Source organism: Bacillus capparidis, from assembly GCF_017832095.1.
Classification (GTDB): Bacteria; Bacillota; Bacilli; order Bacillales; family Bacillaceae; genus Bacillus; species Bacillus gobiensis.
Window position 1 is genome coordinate 36138 of sequence record NZ_JAFDST010000004.1, and the last position, 19414, is coordinate 55551.

At 37.9% G+C, this 19414-nt stretch carries 13 protein-coding genes and 1 pseudogene; 6 read left to right on the forward strand and 8 right to left on the reverse strand.

The genetic code is table 11. The annotated features are described in order from the left end of the window. Positions 1-239: 239 nt before the first annotated feature. Complete coding sequence (gene sacB / locus JOC74_RS15910; RefSeq protein WP_280882695.1) at positions 240-1646, reverse strand: levansucrase; 1407 nt, start codon at positions 1644-1646, stop codon at positions 240-242. A gap of 284 nt (positions 1647-1930) precedes the next feature. On the opposite strand from sacB, the pseudogene JOC74_RS23630 reads away from it, so the two are divergent. The 3 genes and pseudogenes from JOC74_RS23630 to JOC74_RS15920 form a co-directional block, all read left to right on the forward strand. Then, a pseudogene (locus JOC74_RS23630) lies at positions 1931-2039 on the forward strand (recombinase family protein); the annotation flags it as partial. 105 nt (positions 2040-2144) lie between these two features. After that, a complete protein-coding gene (locus tag JOC74_RS15915) occupies positions 2145-2654 on the forward strand; it encodes a YcxB family protein (RefSeq protein ID WP_211086220.1) in 510 nt (169 codons plus the stop codon). Between the two features lie 604 nt (positions 2655-3258). After that, on the forward strand, positions 3259-3633 hold the full coding sequence (locus JOC74_RS15920) for a hypothetical protein (protein WP_053601933.1): 375 nt from the start codon (positions 3259-3261) through the stop codon (positions 3631-3633). 45 nt (positions 3634-3678) lie between these two features. On the opposite strand, the gene JOC74_RS15925 is transcribed toward JOC74_RS15920, so the two are convergent. Genes JOC74_RS15925 through JOC74_RS15935 form a run of 3 tightly spaced genes read right to left on the reverse strand, consistent with a single transcriptional unit; the run spans position 3679 to position 6845 of the window. Further along, complete coding sequence (locus JOC74_RS15925) at positions 3679-4515, reverse strand: carbohydrate ABC transporter permease (RefSeq protein WP_225970307.1); 837 nt, start codon at positions 4513-4515, stop codon at positions 3679-3681. A gap of 20 nt (positions 4516-4535) precedes the next feature. Further along, on the reverse strand, positions 4536-5474 hold the full coding sequence (locus tag JOC74_RS15930; protein ID WP_053601931.1) for a carbohydrate ABC transporter permease: 939 nt from the start codon (positions 5472-5474) through the stop codon (positions 4536-4538). 60 nt (positions 5475-5534) lie between these two features. Then, positions 5535-6845 (reverse strand): ABC transporter substrate-binding protein, encoded by a 1311-nt coding sequence (locus tag JOC74_RS15935; RefSeq protein WP_211086221.1) that lies wholly within the window; start codon positions 6843-6845, stop codon positions 5535-5537. Between the two features lie 331 nt (positions 6846-7176). Here JOC74_RS15935 and JOC74_RS15940 point away from each other — a divergent pair, with 331 nt between their 5' ends. After that, entirely contained in the window at positions 7177-8400 is a 1224-nt protein-coding gene (locus tag JOC74_RS15940) for a macrolide family glycosyltransferase (RefSeq protein WP_053601929.1), read from the forward strand. A 57-nt stretch (positions 8401-8457) separates the two neighbouring features. Here the strand turns inward: JOC74_RS15940 and JOC74_RS15945 are convergent, their stop codons facing one another. From JOC74_RS15945 to JOC74_RS15955, 3 genes are all read right to left on the reverse strand, one after another. Next, positions 8458-10305: a GH32 C-terminal domain-containing protein gene (locus JOC74_RS15945; RefSeq protein WP_225970306.1), complete on the reverse strand. Its 1848-nt coding sequence runs from the start codon at positions 10303-10305 to the stop codon at positions 8458-8460. Between the two features lie 176 nt (positions 10306-10481). Then, positions 10482-12050: a response regulator transcription factor gene (locus tag JOC74_RS15950; protein ID WP_053601928.1), complete on the reverse strand. Its 1569-nt coding sequence runs from the start codon at positions 12048-12050 to the stop codon at positions 10482-10484. Next, complete coding sequence (locus JOC74_RS15955) at positions 12028-13806, reverse strand: cache domain-containing sensor histidine kinase (RefSeq protein ID WP_245212982.1); 1779 nt, start codon at positions 13804-13806, stop codon at positions 12028-12030. The genes JOC74_RS15950 and JOC74_RS15955 overlap by 23 nt, the downstream gene beginning before the upstream one ends. Before the next feature lie 332 nt (positions 13807-14138). Between JOC74_RS15955 and JOC74_RS15960 the strand changes: the two genes are divergently transcribed. Then, on the forward strand, positions 14139-14516 hold the full coding sequence (locus tag JOC74_RS15960; protein ID WP_053601926.1) for a PH domain-containing protein: 378 nt from the start codon (positions 14139-14141) through the stop codon (positions 14514-14516). A 276-nt stretch (positions 14517-14792) separates the two neighbouring features. Here the strand turns inward: JOC74_RS15960 and JOC74_RS15965 are convergent, their stop codons facing one another. After that, entirely contained in the window at positions 14793-17963 is a 3171-nt protein-coding gene (locus JOC74_RS15965) for an ATP-binding cassette domain-containing protein (RefSeq protein ID WP_053601925.1), read from the reverse strand. A 600-nt stretch (positions 17964-18563) separates the two neighbouring features. On the opposite strand from JOC74_RS15965, the gene JOC74_RS15970 reads away from it, so the two are divergent. Further along, on the forward strand, positions 18564-19379 hold the full coding sequence (locus JOC74_RS15970; RefSeq protein ID WP_053601924.1) for an SDR family oxidoreductase: 816 nt from the start codon (positions 18564-18566) through the stop codon (positions 19377-19379). Positions 19380-19414 lie beyond the last annotated feature (35 nt).

The following is a 19414-nucleotide window of genomic DNA, read 5'->3' on the forward strand; positions in this document are numbered from 1 at the left end:
CAGCGTGAATGTTTCATATATCATTCTGCTTCTCAAGAATCGAAGAGAAAATCAAACCTGTTGTTCGAAAGTCCTTCCGTTAGAAAAGGCTGCAGACACCCACCGTATGATAGAAACACCGCATACCCGCGTGTAACGATAACCTGCCGTAATTGCTGATGTGCCCGGAGAACCACTGACCTTATGGTTCTTAAGCCTCCCCCACTAAGTCACATTTTGAAAGGAAATAGGCACTAGCTTTATTCAACCGTTAATTGACCTTGCGCTAAGATGCCGTCTTTTACGATAGACGTTTTTGAACCTTTAATGTTCAGCAAGAAGCTTGGTCCAAAAGTAGAATGACGGTATTTAAACAGACCTTTGTTTGTCATGTAATGTGTTACCACGAAAGTATTACCTGACTTTTGTGGAATAACAAAGTGAGCGTAATTAAATGTCACATCGTTTTTGGCAAGATCATGGTGCAAGACGATTCCAGTGTTATTTAATGGCTTGTATTTACCAGTTAGAGAACTGGATACGTAACCTAACATGTAAATGTCATTTTTATCGATACCATCAATGGTCATTTTAATTCCTCTTGAGCTTGTGAACAAATACCATTTGCCATTCTTTCGGAAGACGTTTGCACGTTCGATTTCATCAGTGATTGTATTCGAAGTAATTAATGGTTTCATTTCTCTTTTTAACGTATAATCGCTGTTAATTTCAATAATACCTATTGCTCCATTGGCCATTTTAGCAGTGCGTTTTTTATCGCTTTGAAGCAATTTTTTCTTTTCAGCTTGGAACTCATCTTTTTTCATTCCATAGTATGCTTGGTTGAAAAGTTGCTCCTCACCTTGATAACCGTATTCTGTTCCAGTATTTGCTTCAAACACTAGATATTTATGGCCTTTATCTTCAATATAATGAGGGTCTCTGAGCGTATGGTTATCGCCTGAATTATATGCACCCGCATTGATAAACCCTTGAACATTCTGATAAATTTTACCTTCTCCGCCATCATAGATCGATTTGTGATCTTCTACGCCGTCAACTTGGATCGTGCCGGCAGATGGTTCTGACACATTCACTTGAGCAGTAGTTAACGTTTGTTTACCGTATCCGGTACCTCCATCTTCCAGAGTTCCGGAGAAATCAGTATAGAATAAGCGTAGTTCGCCAGCAGATGTTAACGTTGCGGAACCAGACCACTCTTGCGTTTGATATTTTAGAATCGGATCATTTTCTTTGAATTTATCAGCATCGTCAAATACTCGGCCGGCATTTTTCCAGCTGTTTAAAGAGTTTTTATCAGCTTTTTTATAGAAAAGGTAAATAAAAGCTTCCTCTTTTTTATCTTTAGGATTTTCAGCCAATGTAAATAAAAGGTGGTATCCTTTGTATTCTGCTACTGTGCCATCAGCATTTTGTAGCGGCCAGCTATCCCATACATCTAACTCTGTAATATTGCCATTTTTATCATATCCTTGGGCAGTTGGGATGTTTATGATTGAATTGGGATTGAATTGCGGTACCTCAAAACGTGCATCGTCATGCTGCTGAGGAATTTGAAGCATATGGGAACGCGTGATATGAGATACTCCATAGCTTTCATTGAAATCTCTGCTGTCCTCTTCTTTCACACCCTGATCTTTTTTCATACCTATATCTTTCACTGACGTCCCTAAGTCCCCATCATTGTTATTTCCCATTTTTTCTGCTGAGTTATCTGCGTTGCCGCATGCTGCTGTTAATGCTACTAAAAGCATAATTAACAGGATAGCAGGTAATCTTTTTTTCATGATGAACCTCGCTTTTTTTATGTATTAGTATGTTTTTACCTTCATTTTAGTATGTGATGAATTTGACTCTTTAAACGCAAGATAAAAAAGCACGTTAAAACAGGGTACTGAATTGGAGCGTAGTTTGAGGATACATACCTTTTATGAGTGCTTTTGCAGATTTTACAAAGGGATATGATTGTCGAAAATACCCAGGAAGGAAAAGCGATTGCTAAGCGGCGTAAGGATTTCAGAGAAGGTAAGCCAAACAAATTAACCATATAACAAATATGAAAGGATGGATTTTATTGGAAATAGAAATGTGATAAACTTTCATTATTGTTTTTTATAGATACATAGATATAGGGGGGGAACAGAATGGAACTCAAATATGAATTGACAAAGGATGATTATTTAGCCTTTAATCTACACTATATGAAGCATTCGAAAATGATAAAACAATCTTTATTCATGCAACGCTTTCTTACACCCATTATCTTTTTAGTTCTTCCATTTGTTCTTTTCTGGATGACGGGAGAATTTCTAATTGGTTTTTTCATCACCTTTGTGCTTGTTTCGATAGTATGGATGGCATTTTATCCAAAATACTTTTTTGCCTATATTAAAAAGCGATTATTAAAAGCTCTTAATGAGGGAAGTAACGATAATTTATTAGGCCAACATGTGTTTATCCCGAGTGAAGATGGATTAATTGAAAAAAACAGCGCTGGAGAAAGAAAGACTAGTTGGTCTGGCATAGAAAGAGTGGAGGAAAATGATGATTATTATTTTCTATTTCTTAGCTCAATGAGCGCATATATCCTGCCAAAACGTTCTTCCCGGATAAAGCAATTGAGGAAGAATTCGAGAGAATCATTGATAAGATGAACATACGGTAACGATTTTATTGAATGAATATGGACGGACAAAAAATGATATACATATTTGAGCTTAATTCTCTAAAACCTCTGTTACATTAGTTCTTATCAGCAAGCCACGAGGAAACGAGAAAGGAAAAAATGGCTAGTCTCGAAGAACTTCTGCGCCAGTATGTGATACAGAAGGAAACCCAGTGAACGTCTCGTGAATTTGGAGATCGGAAAGCAGTTCGAGACACCGCAAACAAGCGGGGACTGTTTGATGCCAAAATCCGTGGGCAAGAAAGATCTAATTAGTAAGATAAATGAGCGCCCTGAGAGGATCTTTCAGGGCGCTCATTATTTATCCAACATCAAAAAACGCTTCCTCATTGCGGGTTTGAAATAAAGTAGTACCGACCGGTTATAAAAAAGATGTACTGTTTGCACAAAGAAAAAGGAATACAAACAGCATGGAAATATTTCACAACATACTAGTCTTAGTTTAAGATGTGTAAATTCTTGATCCTTTCATTACAAGAAAAAGGTTGTCTCTAGGTTATCGCCCTGTCATTTTGCCTATCCTTTCATAAGTTATAGGGTATTTATCCCGAAAGAATAGGAGTGCTGTCCAAATGAACCCATATTATTTTAATCCCGGATATGTTCCGCAACAGCCGGATCCATATGCGCCTTATTATTACAATCCCTATGCACAACAGTATGAAGATGATGAGTATGCGAGACAAATACAAATCCCTCAATTTCAGACTTTAGAAAGAAGAGTCAGGACGCTTGAAAGACAAAATGAAGAGCAAGTCAGAGAGATTACCCGGCTGAGTCGGGAAGTCAATCGTTTAAATCGGGAAATCAACCGCATAAACCAGGAAATTAACCGTCTCAATCAAAGTGACGAACGTCAAACACGACGCTTAAACCGTTTGAACCAGAGGCTGCGTGCAGTGGAAAACAGGCTGAACATCCAATTTACAGCGGAAGACGGTTTCTAATAAACAAAAAGCAGGCGCCGCTGGGAGGCACCTGCTGTTTTTTTCTTACTTCATCCCTGTCATCGAAATGCCGCGAATATAGTATTTTTGCAGGAAAAGAAACGCAATGATGATTGGAATTGTACTTATCGTATTCGCCGCCAGGATTTTTGCCCATTCATTTCCAGCTAAAGAAGAATAGTTGGCAATTGCGACTTGAATAAGCTGTTTCGGTTCATCATTAATGACGATTAACGGCCAGAAATAAGCATCCCAGTTCGCTAAAAAGGTTATGATCCCCAACGTAATAAGTGCCGGTACTGCCGATGGCAAAATAATGTTCCAGTAAATTCTGAACCAAGATGCGCCATCCAATCTTGCTGCCTCGATCATGTCTTTTGGTATTTCAGAAAAAAACTGCCTCAATAGAAAGATCCCAAAAACGTGCACTAAGGATGGAAATATGAGTGCCTTATAATCGTTTACCCATCCCAAGTCGTTCATTAATAAATAGTTGGGGACCAATGTCACTTCGCCTGGGATGATCATGGCGGACATAAAGCATACAAAGATCACATTTTTAAACGGGAACTCCAGCTTTGCAAATGCGAATGCAGCCATAGAGTTTATGAAAAGAACGAGGATCGTCACAATGATCGTAACAAATAAGGTATTGCCTATGAACAAAAAGATTGGATTCTGTTCATCAAAGATAACGTCGATATAATTTTGCAAAGTCCATTCTACTGGTAGCAGCAAATGGATGTTCAGGCTTGTCGCATATTGAAAAATTTCCTGATAGCTTCTGAACGATCCCAATACCATCCACAAGATTGGGACAAGAGCAATTAAGGCTAATGCCGCCATGAAAGTATACTTGATTGACAGGGTTAATCTTTTCACAATCATCACCCTTTTTCTGATTAATACTCCACATCTGATTTGAAGAGTCTCATTTGAATCAATGAAATAATTAAAACTATCGCAAACAAAATAAAGGCTGCTGCTGAAGCGTATCCCATATTCATTTGTTCAAATGCTGTCCTGAAAATATAGACCACCGTTGTTTCAGTAGCGCCTGAAGGACCGCCGTCGGTAAGCACATAAACCAATGCAGACAGTTTGATCGCATCGATTGTTGTAATAATAGCCACGAAGGCGATTGTTCGCTTTAACAATGGGAGCGTGATATAGAAAAATTGTTTGATTCTCCCCGCTCCATCTACTCTCGCCGCTTCGTATAAATCGAAAGGAATGCTATTTAAGCCGGCAAGAAAGACAATCATAAAAAATCCCGCCGATTTCCAAACTCCTAAAATAATAACCCCATACATCGCAGTATTCGGATCAGAAAGAAAATTGACAGTCGGCAAATGAAGCGATTCCAGAAAATTGTTCAGCAGTCCGAATTCTTTATTGTAAATTAATTTAAAAACAGTCGCCGCTACTGCCGTTGAAATCACAACCGGAATAAAATAAATCGTTCGAAATATGCCATTTACTTTTGATTTTTTTTGTATTAGCAATGCAATCCCCAGCGAGATGGCGCCTTGCACGGGAACTACGATAACGGCAAAATGGAGAGAATGCAGCAAGCTGTCTAGAAAAACCTGATCCTTCATTAGATTCAAGTAATTTCCGTTACCAATAAAACTTTTTTCTAAGCTGATTAAATTGTATTCTTGAAAGCTGATAATGAAGGCCTGAATCATCGGATAAAACATAAATATGATTAAAAGGACTAATACAGGAAAGATAAACCCAAGCCCCGCGAGTCTCTCCCTTTGCCGATAAGACAGCTTAAAAAATTGCTGGCTTTTGCTTGGCTTCATATTACTTTTTAAAGTTCTATTTGCTTCCAATAGAAACACCCTTTCATTTTGGAAGGAGAAAGGGGAGGGAGTCCCTTCCCCTTTTGCTTTCTATTTTTTTGATTGAAGAGCCTTATCGATTTCCATTACCGCTTCCTCTGCAGAAGCCTTCACGTCCCGATTCCCTATCCCAACGTCTTCAAACAGTTTTTTCATCGCTTTACTGACGGTTGGATAGGCTGGCGTAACAGGTCTGTTTTTAGAAAATTCCTGTGACTGGACTAAAAAGATGTTCTTTGGATACTCATTTAATTCAGGGATCTCTTTTGCGACAGAATACCTGACTGGAATATCTCCGGTTGCTTCTACGTACGTTTTTTGCCCTTCATAGCTCGTTAAATATTTGATAAATTTCCATGCTTCATCCTGCTGTTTCGTTTTGGCGGAAATACCTAAAGTCCATCCACCGTTTGGCGCAACCTGCTTTTCACCCTTAGGTAACGGAGCAACCCCGTAATCCTCTCCTAATTTAAAGTCAGGGAAGTTGCTTGAGAAATGCGCAAGGGCCCAAGACCCATCGATACTGATACCCAGCTTGCCTGTCGCAAATGGATCAGGCGGCAGCTCTACGGCAGCCACTTTCTCTTTTTGATACAAGTCCTGATAGAATTGTAGCGCTTTCAAAGATTCTGGTGAATTGAGAAATCCGTCCGCAGATGTACCTTCCGGATTTAATATTTCTCCGCCAAATTGCCATAGAATTGGAGATTTAAAATATGCCGGTCCTTCTCCTTCGCTGAAACCTTGTGCGGGATCAATCCCATACACGCCATTTTTCGGGTCATTGATTTTTTTTGCTGCCTCCAGTACTTGATCCCAGGTCCAAGGGTTTTTTGGATCTTCCGAAGGCGTCTCAAGCCCTGCTTTTTCAAACATTTTTTTATTGTAGAACATCACGATACCTGATTGTACAATCGGAGCGAGATAAATTTGATCTTTATAGGATAATCCGCTAAGAGTTGATTCCGGAATATCCTCTATCTCCCCTTCCTCCTTCATGTATTTATCAATGGATAGCAATGCTCCCGCTTCTGCGTAGGCGCCTAAATCAGGACTGTCAACTGCGAAGATATCCGGCGGGCTGCCTGAAGCCAAGGCGGTTCTCAGCTTTGTCGAATAGTCTGCGAACGGAATTGGCGTCATTTTCACATCAACCGTTGGATTTTCTTTCTCATAAGATTTGATCAGTTCTTCATAAACTTTGTTCTCTGCATCATTTCCGGAATTTCGCCAAAACGTTAATTGGACACCGTCCCCTTGAGATTGATCTGAAGTTTCTTTCGATGATGAACAACCTCCTAACAATATACTGATTGCCATGACTGCAGCTGCCGTAACAGCGAAGGCTTTTTTCTTCTTCATCTCTTATCTCCCCCAAATATAGTTATCTTTTTTTCAACTATAGCAAAATAGCCATACGCAGGATTGCAAAATCTTTGGATACGTTTATTTAATTTTTTCGGTTTCTTTTTTTAACAAAATTGTTTTGGTTAATTACTGCACTCTAATACTATTTCACCAAATTTATATTTCACTTTATTGTTTTTTTACTATAACGAAATGAGTATATTAGCTCTATTTGAATTTGTAAACGCTTTAACGATTTACGATACTTACACTTTGTAGTAAAGTGTGGCTAACTGTAATATTTTTCTAACGATCAAGTTATTAATCTTTGAAAGGATTGAATACGATGGCAAATATACTTGTAATTGGATTTCCAGCAGAAGGACATACTAACCCGTCTTTAGGAGTCATTGAGGAGTTAATTTCCCGTGGTGAAAGTGTTGTTTATTATGGAATAGAAGAATATCAAACGAAAATCCAAAAAACTGGAGCGACATTCAGAAATTATTACAATTTCATTGAAAATCTTGATATTGCAAAACGAATGAGTGAAGAAGAGCCGGATGATCAAGATACACTTGAGTTTCTATGCTCATTTTTAGAAGGATATCAAGTAATTATCGAGGAAATTATGTCAGAAGTTGCAAATGAATCATATGACTATGTTTTATATGATCATCATCTTTTTGCAGGATCCATTATTGCAGATTTATTGAACCTTCCTAAAGTTTCATTATGCACAACTTTTGCGATGAATGACCAATTGGCTACTGAGATGATGCCAAGCAGAAATATTGAACCTGAACAGTCGCCATATTATCCTCTTTATCAGAAATTAGTGAAGACATTTAATGAAAAATATGATGTTAACATAAAAAGTGTATTAGACGTCATGTCAAATCCAGGAGACATTACATTAGTGTTCACTTCTCCATATTTCCAACCTCACAGAGAAATGTTCGATAATGAGTATAAATTTAACGGGCCATCGATTGTAAAACGAAAAGATATTGAGGATCTTTCAGAGCTAGAAAGTGGCGAAGATAAAGTAGTCTATTTCTCAATGGGAACCATTTTTAATCAAAAGCTTGAAATATATGATTTGTGTTTTGAAGCTTTAAAGGATTTTAAAGGAACGGTTATTCTTTCTGCAGGTAAGCAAACGGATCTTACGCAATTCAAAAACATTCCCGATAACTTTATTGTTAAAAATTATGTTCCGCAACTGGAAGTGTTAAAGAAGGCAGATCTTTTCGTGACCCACGGAGGAATGAATAGTACAAGTGAGGGATTATATTACGATACCCCTCTAGTTGTTATACCTATGGCTGTCGATCAGTATATGGTAGCTGACCGAGTGACAGAGTTAGGAGCAGGAAAAAAACTAGACAAAAATGATCTTACATCCCAGCTTCTGAATGAAACGATTCAAGAAGTTCTAAGTAATCCGCAATACAAGAAAAATGCAGAAAAAATAGGGCATTCATTACGAACAGCTGGAGGATACAAACAGGCTGCAGATGAAATTTATAAATTTGTATCAAGTAGTACGAAGACTTTATTAAAATAATCCAATATTACAAATGTCCCAAAAGCCTGGCTTTTGGGACACTCTTTTCTTATGTGATTATTCAACAACAAATACAGTAACCTGGGATGTAATCTTTCCAGTTGAATCAGCAGCCGTAATTTCAGCTTGGCCCGGCTTCAGACCTTTAATCACCGCTTTTCCGTCTTTCGTTTGTGTGACTTCAACAACGTCACTTTCCGATTTCCAAACGATGTCTTTCTTTTCTTTTAGAAAATCAGGCTTTAAAATCGCCTGGGTTTCTTTCGATTCTCCTACTTTGAGATCAATCGTCTTGTCATTGACTACGACTCGCTCTGCTTGGTCAGTCTTAGGAGATTTTCTCCAGGTTGATTTTAAATGATAAAAATTGAGTGACTTGAATGTGACTGGTCCGCCATTTGAGTAAAGCTCGATATTCCGATTCGCGGGATTTGTATAAATTAAATTCGAGAATACTTGTTCCCCGTCGTTGATAAATAATTCAACAGAGGATTCATCGACAAAGCCGTGGATTTTCACTTGCTTCTTCTCTGGAGGATAAGGAGAAGTGAATCTTTTCCCAAATTCAAACGGAGCTCCTGTTCTGTCAATGATCGATGGCAATCCTGATTTCGTTCGATCAACAAACAAGGAGGATCCTTCCGATTGATATCCAATGGCAGTCTCCTCTTTCTCCGACTTCCGTAAGCGAATTCCAAACTCCTCAAGAGCTTCCCATTCAGCTACTCCTTCAAATTCAAACGTCGTTCCAGAAAAATCAGAGATCGGCAAGCTCCCGTCGACTTTCAAATCGGTAAAGTTTTTTTCACCTGCCCGCAGGTTTTTCAGTTCTTCAACTGGCTGCTGGACAAGACGAACCTTTCCGTCTTCTTCAGTCTTTAGTGATAATGCCCTAGGAATCGATAATGTTCCCTTCCATGGTTCAGTTGGAGATTGATAAGGATACCGCCAATTTGACATCCACCCTAACCAAATACGCCTGCCATCCTCGGCCGGAACATCAGAATAGGATTGTGCTGCATAAAAATCTCTCCCATAGTCTGTCCACAACACTTCTTCCTTTGGATTATCATTGGTAAAATGAACACCGTCAAACTCTCCAACAAAATATTGAGCGGACGATCCAGCGGTTTCTTCGTTGTCACCGATACTTACGTGCAGTACCCACTTCTTTTTTGCCGGATCGCCATCGACTGGAAGTTGAAATAAATCAGGACATTCCCACACACCTGCTTGAGAGCCCTGCCCTCCAAATTCACTTAGGAAGTCCCATTTCTTTAAATCGGGGGATCCGTAAAAGCGTACGCTAAGGTTTGATGATACGACCATCACCCATTTTTTTGACTCTTCATGCCAAAAAACCTTTGGATCTCTGAAATCCTTTACGCCCGGATTTGGAATGACCGGGTTTCCTTCATATTTCTCCCACGTTCTTCCGTCCTTGCTATAAGCAATGCTTTGAGATTCGACTCCCTCTTTAGCATTCGTAAACATAGCAACCAAACCTGGCTTCCCTTCAAAAAATCCGGTTGTATCGTTCCAATCTACAACAGCACTCCCAGAAAGAGATTGTCCTAAATCATCGTGAAATAAGGCAATCGGCTGATGATCCCAATGAATAAGGTCCTTGCTTATTGCATGGGCCCACTGGCCATTTTGCTGAAAAAACTGATGATATTCTCCTTGAAAATAAACCATCCCGTTCGGATCTGCTAAATTTCCGGCTTCAGGAGAATAATGGTATTGCTGGCGAAATCGTTCCGTAAAATAGTCGGAATCGGCTTCATGAATAGGCAAGGTGAATTCTTTTTCCTTCTCGACCTCTTTTTCTTCCTCGCCTTTACATGCAGCCAGCATTAATATAATAAAGCAAAATACAACCATCATTTTCGTTTTTATTTTCAAAGTTTTCCTCACCTCACTAAGTTGTTCAATCTATAGCCCTAAGACTATCAGATGTTTTTGGTGTTTTCGTTTAAAAAAATTGGATAATAAGATTTGAAAATTTCGGGAATATCGCCCACCAATCAATTAAAAAGCTACATTCTGCATTATAACTGGGCTGATCTCACTACACAACCTTAATCAGAAAGTTGGATGGATCGCCGATATTCAACAGGCGTTTGGCCTACATACTTTTTAAAAACGGTACTAAAATAACCCGAATTCGAAAAACCGACCAGGTTTGCCACATCAATGATTTTCAGCTGCTCGTCCTTAAGAAATAACATCGCCTTATTGATGCGCAGCTTGATCAGATAGTCACTAAACGTTTGCCCGATATGATTTTTAAACAATTCGGATAAATAGGCACTGTTGATGAAAAATTTTTCTGACAGGCTGGTGAGCGTAATCTCATCTGAATAATGCTGGTCGATATATTGCCGTATGCTTTCAATTGTGATTTTCCCTTTCGAATACCTAGTCTTTTGAATCTCATCCATTATAGATTGCGCGATTTGGACAAGATGATTCAACACCTTCATTTGCGAATTGAGTTCCCATATTCTAAGCTGGCACATCCACATCTGTCTTTGCATGTCCATTGTGTCAATTTCATATTTTCTTGCAGCTGATCCCAGCAACAGAAGCAAGCGGTTGGCGACATAAGAAAAAGACTGAATCGAATGATTGCAATTTTCTCCTAATAAAGACGAGATGTTGCTTGTAAAAGCCTCACGATTGATATTTTCAATTGCATTGATTACTTTTCTTTCAAAATCATTGGATAGATCAAACACCCCTTTGGCAACAACCCCATCAATCACTTGTGAATGGGAGCCCAACAGACTTTGGCTCCAGGAAAGCAAGCTTGAAATGTATCCATTTTTAAATTCTGTTAAGCCGGAAACGACCGTTCCTATTCCGATGGCTGTTTCCAGCTTCAAATAGTCTTTTGCATATCGCTGAACTTTTTTCGCTAAACTTTTTGAACAAATCAACTGCTCTACATCCAAACGATGGATAAAATGCAGCATATTCGCATAGCTTGGATCATAAATGCAATACGTTCTTTTTTGCTCTTGTGCGATTTCTCTGCAAAGCATTTGAAAAGGAAGCCATAGTTCCCTCAATACTTCAGGATTTTCTTTAGAATTTCTCATTTCAACGGTGATAAACTGAACCTTTGCCCCTTCAACTGTCAAACCATCCAACTGCAGCTGACGGAGTTTTTTATGTTCCATATGAATTTCTGACCATTCTTCTTTAATTAAATGCAATAAATACTGCTCTTGGGTTTCCTGCAATTGATTAGCTGCTCTTTGTTTTCTTTTTTCTTTCGTCACTTCCTCACGAAGCTTTCGCACGGCTGCGACTAATTCATCAGGTGCGACAGGCTTTAACAAATAGTCCTTTACACCTTCCTTCATCGCAGAGCGCAAATATTCATAATCGGAATAACCCGATAATGCCAATATCTTTACATTGAGGTGCTCCCTGTGGCAAATTCGAGAAAATTCGATTCCGTCTACTATAGGCATCTTGATATCTGTTATCACGATGTCGATATCCATTTTGCTTAATACATCAAGTGCTTCCCTGCCATTGGATGCTTCCTCGATCCGGTCGAATCCTTCTTTTTCCCACTTTACTTTCATACGCAAGCCTTTTCTAATTTGCACCTCATCATCCGCAATTAACAGCTTCACTATATTGATCCCCCTTCGTTATCTTTATCCATAACGATATTTTTGTTCCGCCGTTTATTTCCGATTGAATGTCATACGAAAAATTTTGCCCGTAATAAATGATTAACCGTCCAAGCACATTCCTTAACCCTATGCTGCTGCCGCTGCTTTTTAACAATTGATGAGAACTATCATTGCTGCTATAGAGAAGTAAATCCTTCATCACTCTCTTTGGCATGCCTGCTCCATTATCTTTCACTTCAAGCAGCAATTGATCGTCAACCTTTTTCGTTTTGATCAGTATTTCTGCGTATTCACTTCTTTCAAAACTGTATTTCACCGCATTTTCGACTAGCGGCTGTAAAATAAACTTAATTATTGAAACCGCTTTCATTTTTGGGTCCTCTTGAATTTCGATAGTTAGAGACTCCTCATATCGCATTTTTAAAATATCCGTAAAATTCTTAATATAATTGAGTTCATCCTCTAAGTTCACGACATCACTTTTCGTATTCAAGGAATATCTCATCATCCGCGCCAAGTCAATACTGACGTTTATCACATCTTCATTTTTCCCTTGCGCAGCCAGTCCACCGATAATCTCGAGCGTATTATTCATAAAATGGGGATTGATTTGTAATAGCAATGCTTTATACTCGGCATTTTTTCTCCGTATATTCGCCTCATATTCCGTTTCTATTAAATGATTTAATCGATCTATTGTGCGGCCGAACACATTTATGACGTACCCCACTTCGTGATTGGGAAGATCTATAGTGGGAATATAACGCTTGGCTCCGGCAAATTCTCCGCGTTCAACAAAAGTCATCGCCTTCGTCAGCTTTTCCAGCGGACTGACGATATGAACGGAAAGCTTAAATGAAGCAACAATGGTTGTGATAAAAATAATCGAGCAGATAAGAAGCAGGCTTTGTCTTAATTTATTAATCGTTGAAAACAAATCTGATGAACTCACTTCACTCATAAGAATCCAATCACCGACGCTTAACTTTTGAAAAAAAACGAAATGCTCTTCTCCCTCATAGTCCATTTTTATTAAGCCTTTTTCATTTTTATCATCGCTTATTTTCGCCAAGCTTTGCCGGATGACCTTTTTTGGCGTTTCTACCTTTTCTGCTAATACATCTTCACCCTTGCTGTCCAGCAAATAAACATTGCCATTTTTCTCAGGCGGTATCTTGCGTAAAGCAGTATGCAGCAAAGAGGTCGGAAAGTTCACTTTAATGACACCAGAAGTTTGAAACGTATCTAAATCAAATAAAGGAATAAGATAGCTATTTACTTTTGTTTCTCTCATTTCTTGAGATTGCTGGAACGGATCAATGTGAGCCGCTACCCATTTCTGATCATTCGCGGTAAAGTTTTTGAACCATTCCGTCTGTGGAAGTGATGGGTTATTCCACCAAACACCGGTCCCGTCATTGAGGAATACAGTAATGGAAATTCCGTATGAATTATTAATCATAATGGAAGACAGCTGATGTTTCAGTTGATTCTTCATTAATAAATTTTCATTTATAGATTTTTCATCTTCCTTTTCTATCTTCAACCATCGCTGAGTCGTTTGGTTTACAAGTATCTGTTTCCCAACCTCCTCGGCCTGAGCCGTCACCGAATGAATATAAAGGGAGTATTGATCCATTTTTTCGATGGTGGAATTTTCAATTTGCTCCTCCATAATCGAGGTAAACCAGCTAGGAATAATGATGGATAAAATAATAAAAGGAATCGTTAATAATAATGTAAAAATAAGCATGAACCTGCTCCGCAGCGAAAAAAACATAGACATACCCCCCTCAACATCAGTATGAAAACCCTTTCAAACCTGTTGTTCTGCTATTATAATACGTGGGGTGGAAAAATTCATTAGTTTTATTTTTGTGTGGGGGCTGCGATGGAGAAGGTTTCGAAAAATTCGTAATTGTCCTTGATGAAGTGATTTTCCACGAGTTCAGTGTTGTTCGGCTCAGCTTTGTCGCATAACATTGCAAGCTTGTTTCAATGAGAAACCTATCATTCAAGCTTTGTTAGCTTAATATGTTACTATAGAATTAATATGTAATATTTTCAAAAAAAGGAGAGATTATGATGAGTTTACTCAACGGACTGTTAGGGAACGCATCAACAATCAGCAAAGAAGAAGCAAAAAAAGAGCTGCAAACGATATTAATAGATAATGAAGAGGTTAACGCTGCTTTTAAATTAATCCGCGACTTAATTGTATTCACAGACAAACGCTTTATTATGGTGGACAAGCAAGGCATTTCAGGGAAAAAAATAGACTTCCATTCTATTCCTTACAAAAGCATTTCTCACTTCAGCGTAGAAACTGCAGGAACATTTGATTTGGATGCCGAGCTGAAAATATGGATTTCTGGAGCACAGCTGCCGGCCGTATCTAAGAAATTCGGCAAGGATAAGAGTATTTACGATGTGCAGAAGATTTTGGCTGCGGTTTGTATTTGAGGTTAAGTTCTATAGTAAAAACACAAAATCCATTCCTATAATCTGGAATGGATTTCATTGTTTTTATTAACTCATTTTGGATAAATACCATCCACTTCGCCGCTTCCAAAGGAGCCATTCCATTTTTATTGATATAATAATCCATTCGGTCACGGCTGCACTGCCCATAGGCAACTCCTTGAACAGTTGACTATTCAATCTAAGTATATTTATCATTTAGTGCAAACGCATAATCTAGCTTTGTTTTAAAATATGGCTTGTTTTAATAATTCTAATTTAATTATTTTGCTCAAGGCATTGATAAACCGCCATCATATCTCTTTTATTTAACTCACGAATACGATTGAAAATTGGAATATCTGCAACAGCCTCTGGTAGTAAGCTTTCAGAAACAACATCACTTACTTTTCCAGTTAGCCATGTTTGCACGTCTATGCCATCGACAGTTTCCTTACGCCCTTCATCATTGATGCCACTTGCATAACAACTAACACATGGTACCGATAATTTATGCACGCCATCATGGAGCCCATCTTCCGAAATGACTTTCTTCCCTTTACAGAATGGACATGGTTGAGCTTTTTTAATCTTATTAATTTGGGTGACAATTTTTTTGTAACCAAACGCTTCGTAAACATACGTTAGTTTTTTGTATTTTCCATTAGTGAAATACTTATCAATAATGGTTTCTCTCGTCTCAGTGATATTGGCAAAATCACAGATGGTAATCCGATTATAGATGCTGATGGATTCGATATTGCCTTTAATTTTGTCCCAATATGGTAAGACATTTTGTAAAACCACTTCATAGTGGGCAAAGCTTGCTAGTTCCAGTTCAAGCATTTTCAGCGCGACTTGTGTTTCCCTAGGCAACAGGGAGACATCTTCCGTCAAAGCCATGTCGCCGCCAACAATAGATTTCATTTTCACCAGTTCCGGTAACTTCCCTACTGTTTTCAAAACTTGATCAAGCGGCTGATGAATAATCTCACGAATATCCTTGTCACCAAATTTGAGCTTTTTATGATGGTTTAGTACGGTTCCTTGACAAATCGGACAGTTAATCATCTCTTTTGATGCTTTCATATGCTCTTTAATAATCGATTTCGAAATGAACATATACCGCCCAATAATGATGTTAAAGCCCTCCCATGTCCTCGATGCCTTGCCTGCTTTATCATAGAATGACTTTTCCCAATACCCGTATAAAAAGGTATGCTTTTCTGCATCTGTCATTTCATTATAGCTTTTACTAATATCATGACCGAGCTCATTCTTAATCTCATCAAAAAGGAATTGTAATTTTGGATATTGATAATATTTTAATACCTCCATCACGTCTGGATGTAATAGGCCATCCCAGAATGGAACGTTTTTGTCCTGAATAACAACATCTATATCAAATTTTTCAATCACCCGGCGGCCCGAGCAGCATGGACAATGATTTTCTTGATAATAGAAATCAAAACTTCTAGTATCTTTATTGGTAGGATGCGCCGCCACAATATGGTTGATCAGGCCGCCAATTTCATAGAGGAAACTATATTGGCTATACAAGTGTCTTTCAAGATCAATGGCAATGACGGGTGCTATTTGTTCAGAATCGTATTCACCATAAATCAAACGGGCCATTGATGATAAGCTTTTTAAAATACCGCCCTTATAGACGTTTTCTGCATTTTTAAAATAGTCGATTTGATTTTCTTTTAAATAGGTAATGCCATTTTGCTGCTTGAGTGTGGAAGAAATAGGTGATGAAGCAGCGATATCTTCTCTATTTTTAAGACGAAAATAATCATCATGACTGACAACATCAAGATGCTCCACAGGTGCAATCTTTCTTTTACCAAAATCTACAATAAAATCAGAACTTTCCAGCATATAGGTATTATGTTCAATCATTATGATAGAGACTGATTCATCTTGCAGAATGACCCTGACACTATCAATGAATTGGTTTAAAATATTTTGTGATAAACCTTTTGAAGGCTCGTCAAAAATAAAAAGCGTATGTGGGTTTCTTGAGTTAGCAAACAACTCCGAAACTAAATGAACACATTGAAATTCACCAGTAGATAAGGATTGGGTTTTTCTTTCCAAAGTCAAATAACCAAGTCCAAGCTTTATCAATAAGCTCAAGCGTTTGTGAGCGATGTCTTCATTTGGCAATTCATCAATAATATCTTCAATCGAGCGCTGAAAAATATCATCAATGTCATCACTATATTTTGTAAGCTTCTTTTTAATATCCAGAAAAGTCGCAACGGTTGACCGACTGGTAATCGATTGGTTTCGATCTTGCCCTACCATAACCAGTTTATCTTTTGGATATCGCTTTAGAAAATCTTCGGCTATACACTCATTGACAAGTGTAGATTTACCACATCCAGACTCACCCGTAAAGGTTATAAGTCTATTTTTAGGAATCTGAATTTCAGCCATTTGAATATTACGGCAATATAGATCAAGAAATTGATAGTATTCTGTTGGCATTGCCTGATTTCTGTCCCAAGGGATTGGTTGAGGACGTGGTGACTCTTCCACAATTTTTCCGCCATATTTACCACTGCCAGGTCCAAAGAACAATTGCTCGTCCGTTGTATCAAGCACTGTATCTGAATGATCAATGAGCCAAATTTGATTCTTATAACCTAATTGTTTAACCTGTTCTAAAATTTTCAATAATGTTTGGTGATCAAGACCCACGGAGATTTCATCAATAATAATAACGGTATTATCACTTGCTGCCATGAATTCTGCCAAGTAAAGTCGTGTTAATTCTCCACCAGATAATGTACCCATAATGCGATTTAATGTTAAGTAACCAATATTCATATTGATAATATTTTTAAGAATATGTTGTTTCGCTTCACTAATATGTAATTCTTCTCTAAGGGGAAAAATCGATTCAATGTTTAAGTTGTTAATATCGGAAATACTATGTGGTTGATCCAATAACTCTATTTTATATTGCTCAACTTCTGGATTATAGCGCTTCCCCATACACTTTGGACATTCGACATTTTTAGTAGTTCCGCGACCTTTACAATCTGGACACCAGCCCAATGCATTATTAAATGAAAAAACTTCTGGAGAAAGATTAAATTTTTCAGCAAGCCGCACTCGTAACTCTTTAAAAACTCCAGTATGTGTACCAATTGTTGAACGCGGATTGGAAGAAATGGATGATTTTCCGAGAAAAAGCACTAAAGGCATTTCGTCTATCTTGATGGCACTGAAATTGGTTTCCATAATATTGGAAAATAAATACTGGTATTCAGCCTTTGGCAATAAGGAAACGAGACGCTTCTTGGATTCTTCACCGATTGTTTGACAAAAAGTTGTTTTACCAGATCCAGACAAACCGGCAATTCCTAACGATTTATCTACTGGTAGTACTGCATCTAATTTGTTAATATTGTTCACTATTAATTGATTTATTTTCATAGTAATATCCTCTCCATTCTCTAAATTTATTATTGTCATGTTAGTAAAACTTCAAATGAATTTGTTGTGTTTTTTTCGAATCGACAAACTCATACTAATTGTAGGCGAAGGTTTTCTATACAAGAGCTTATCAATTTAGGAAAAGAAGTACGTAATAATATTGCACAAATAACTTGTCCATTTATGATATATTCTTCTGACCGAGGACCACATTGTCCCCCCTGCTAATTCAGACTGGAAATACAGTCAAATTCGTTCATCCGAAAATCATTAATAAAATTGGAAAATAGTTTTCATATCGCTTCACTGACCAAAAGAAAATAATCAATCATAGTTTAGATTTCATAAGAAAATTTTCCAATTAAGAAAGAACGTTGATAAAACGGAAGATCTATAATTATAAATGCACCTCTCACACCATTATCTGGGATCACCTTCCTATTTTTCCTCATAATATAATTCATTAGTTATAGTCAAAATTCCTTTAAAAGATTATCTATTGTGAGGGCTGATAGTTAATAGCTTGACATAAAGCGCGCTTTAGCTTGTAAGCTGTGACTGTAATAAAAAATAAACAATATCCACAAGGAGACTAAAGAGATGAAAACCATATTAATTACGGGCTCATCGTCTGGAATCGGAAAAGCTGCAGTTAAGCATTTTGCTGAACAAGACTGGAATGTGATTGCTACTATGCGTTCTCCGGAAAAAGAAACCGAACTGACCCAGTTTGATAACGTCCTTGTAACAAAACTCGATGTTGAACAACAGGATACGATTCATCAAGCGATAGTGAAAGGGATAGAGCGGTTTGGCAAAATTGATGCCCTGTTAAATAATGCTGGTTATGGAGCTATGGGTATTTTTGAAGCAGCTTCCGAAGAACAAATTCAAAGACAATTTGATGTAAACGTATTTGGCCTTATGAGAGTGATAAAAGCCATTCTTCCTCATTTTCGAGCAAATAAGAATGGATTAATCATCAATTTATCTTCAATGGGAGGCAGACTAACCTTTCCAACCATGTCGCTTTATCATGCAACCAAATTTGCCGTTGAAGGTTTTACGGAATCATTATCATTTGAACTTGCTTCTCAAAACATCCGGTTAAAATTAATTGAGCCTGGTGTGGTTAAAACTGATTTTTTCGGAAGATCAATCGACATTTTGTCCGATGATTCTTTAACGGATTATCAAGGGTATTCCGATAAGGTAAGTGCGGCGCTTAGTAATACAATTAATTCTGAAAAAGAATCCTCTCCAGAATTGGTTGCGGAGATCATCTATCAGGCGGCAACGGACGGAACAAATCAGTTGAGATACATTGCTGGTGAAGATGCTAAAGAGTTGATAAAGCTTAGAAAAGATTTAGGCGAAGAAGCATTTGTCGAACATATGACACACATGTTTTCCTAAAATGCGAGATGAACATTATAATAGGAGTAAACTTG

Bases quoted from the DNA above. Each gene is read 5' to 3' on its own strand.
- JOC74_RS15960 (WP_053601926.1), top strand. From the start codon at position 14,139: ATGAGTTTACTCAACGGACTGTTAGGGAACGCATCAACAATCAGCAAA.
- JOC74_RS15935 (WP_211086221.1), bottom strand. From the start codon at position 6,845: ATGAAGAAGAAAAAAGCCTTCGCTGTTACGGCAGCTGCAGTCATGGCA.
- sacB (WP_280882695.1), bottom strand. From the start codon at position 1,646: ATGAAAAAAGATCAGGGTGTGAAAGAAGAGGACAGCAGAGATTTCAAT.
- JOC74_RS15920 (WP_053601933.1), top strand. From the start codon at position 3,259: ATGAACCCATATTATTTTAATCCCGGATATGTTCCGCAACAGCCGGAT.
- JOC74_RS15970 (WP_053601924.1), top strand. From the start codon at position 18,564: ATGAAAACCATATTAATTACGGGCTCATCGTCTGGAATCGGAAAAGCT.
- JOC74_RS15940 (WP_053601929.1), top strand. From the start codon at position 7,177: ATGGCAAATATACTTGTAATTGGATTTCCAGCAGAAGGACATACTAAC.
- JOC74_RS15915 (WP_211086220.1), top strand. From the start codon at position 2,145: ATGGAACTCAAATATGAATTGACAAAGGATGATTATTTAGCCTTTAAT.
- JOC74_RS15955 (WP_245212982.1), bottom strand. From the start codon at position 13,806: ATGCTTATTTTTACATTATTATTAACGATTCCTTTTATTATTTTATCC.
- JOC74_RS15965 (WP_053601925.1), bottom strand. From the start codon at position 17,963: ATGAAAATAAATCAATTAATAGTGAACAATATTAACAAATTAGATGCA.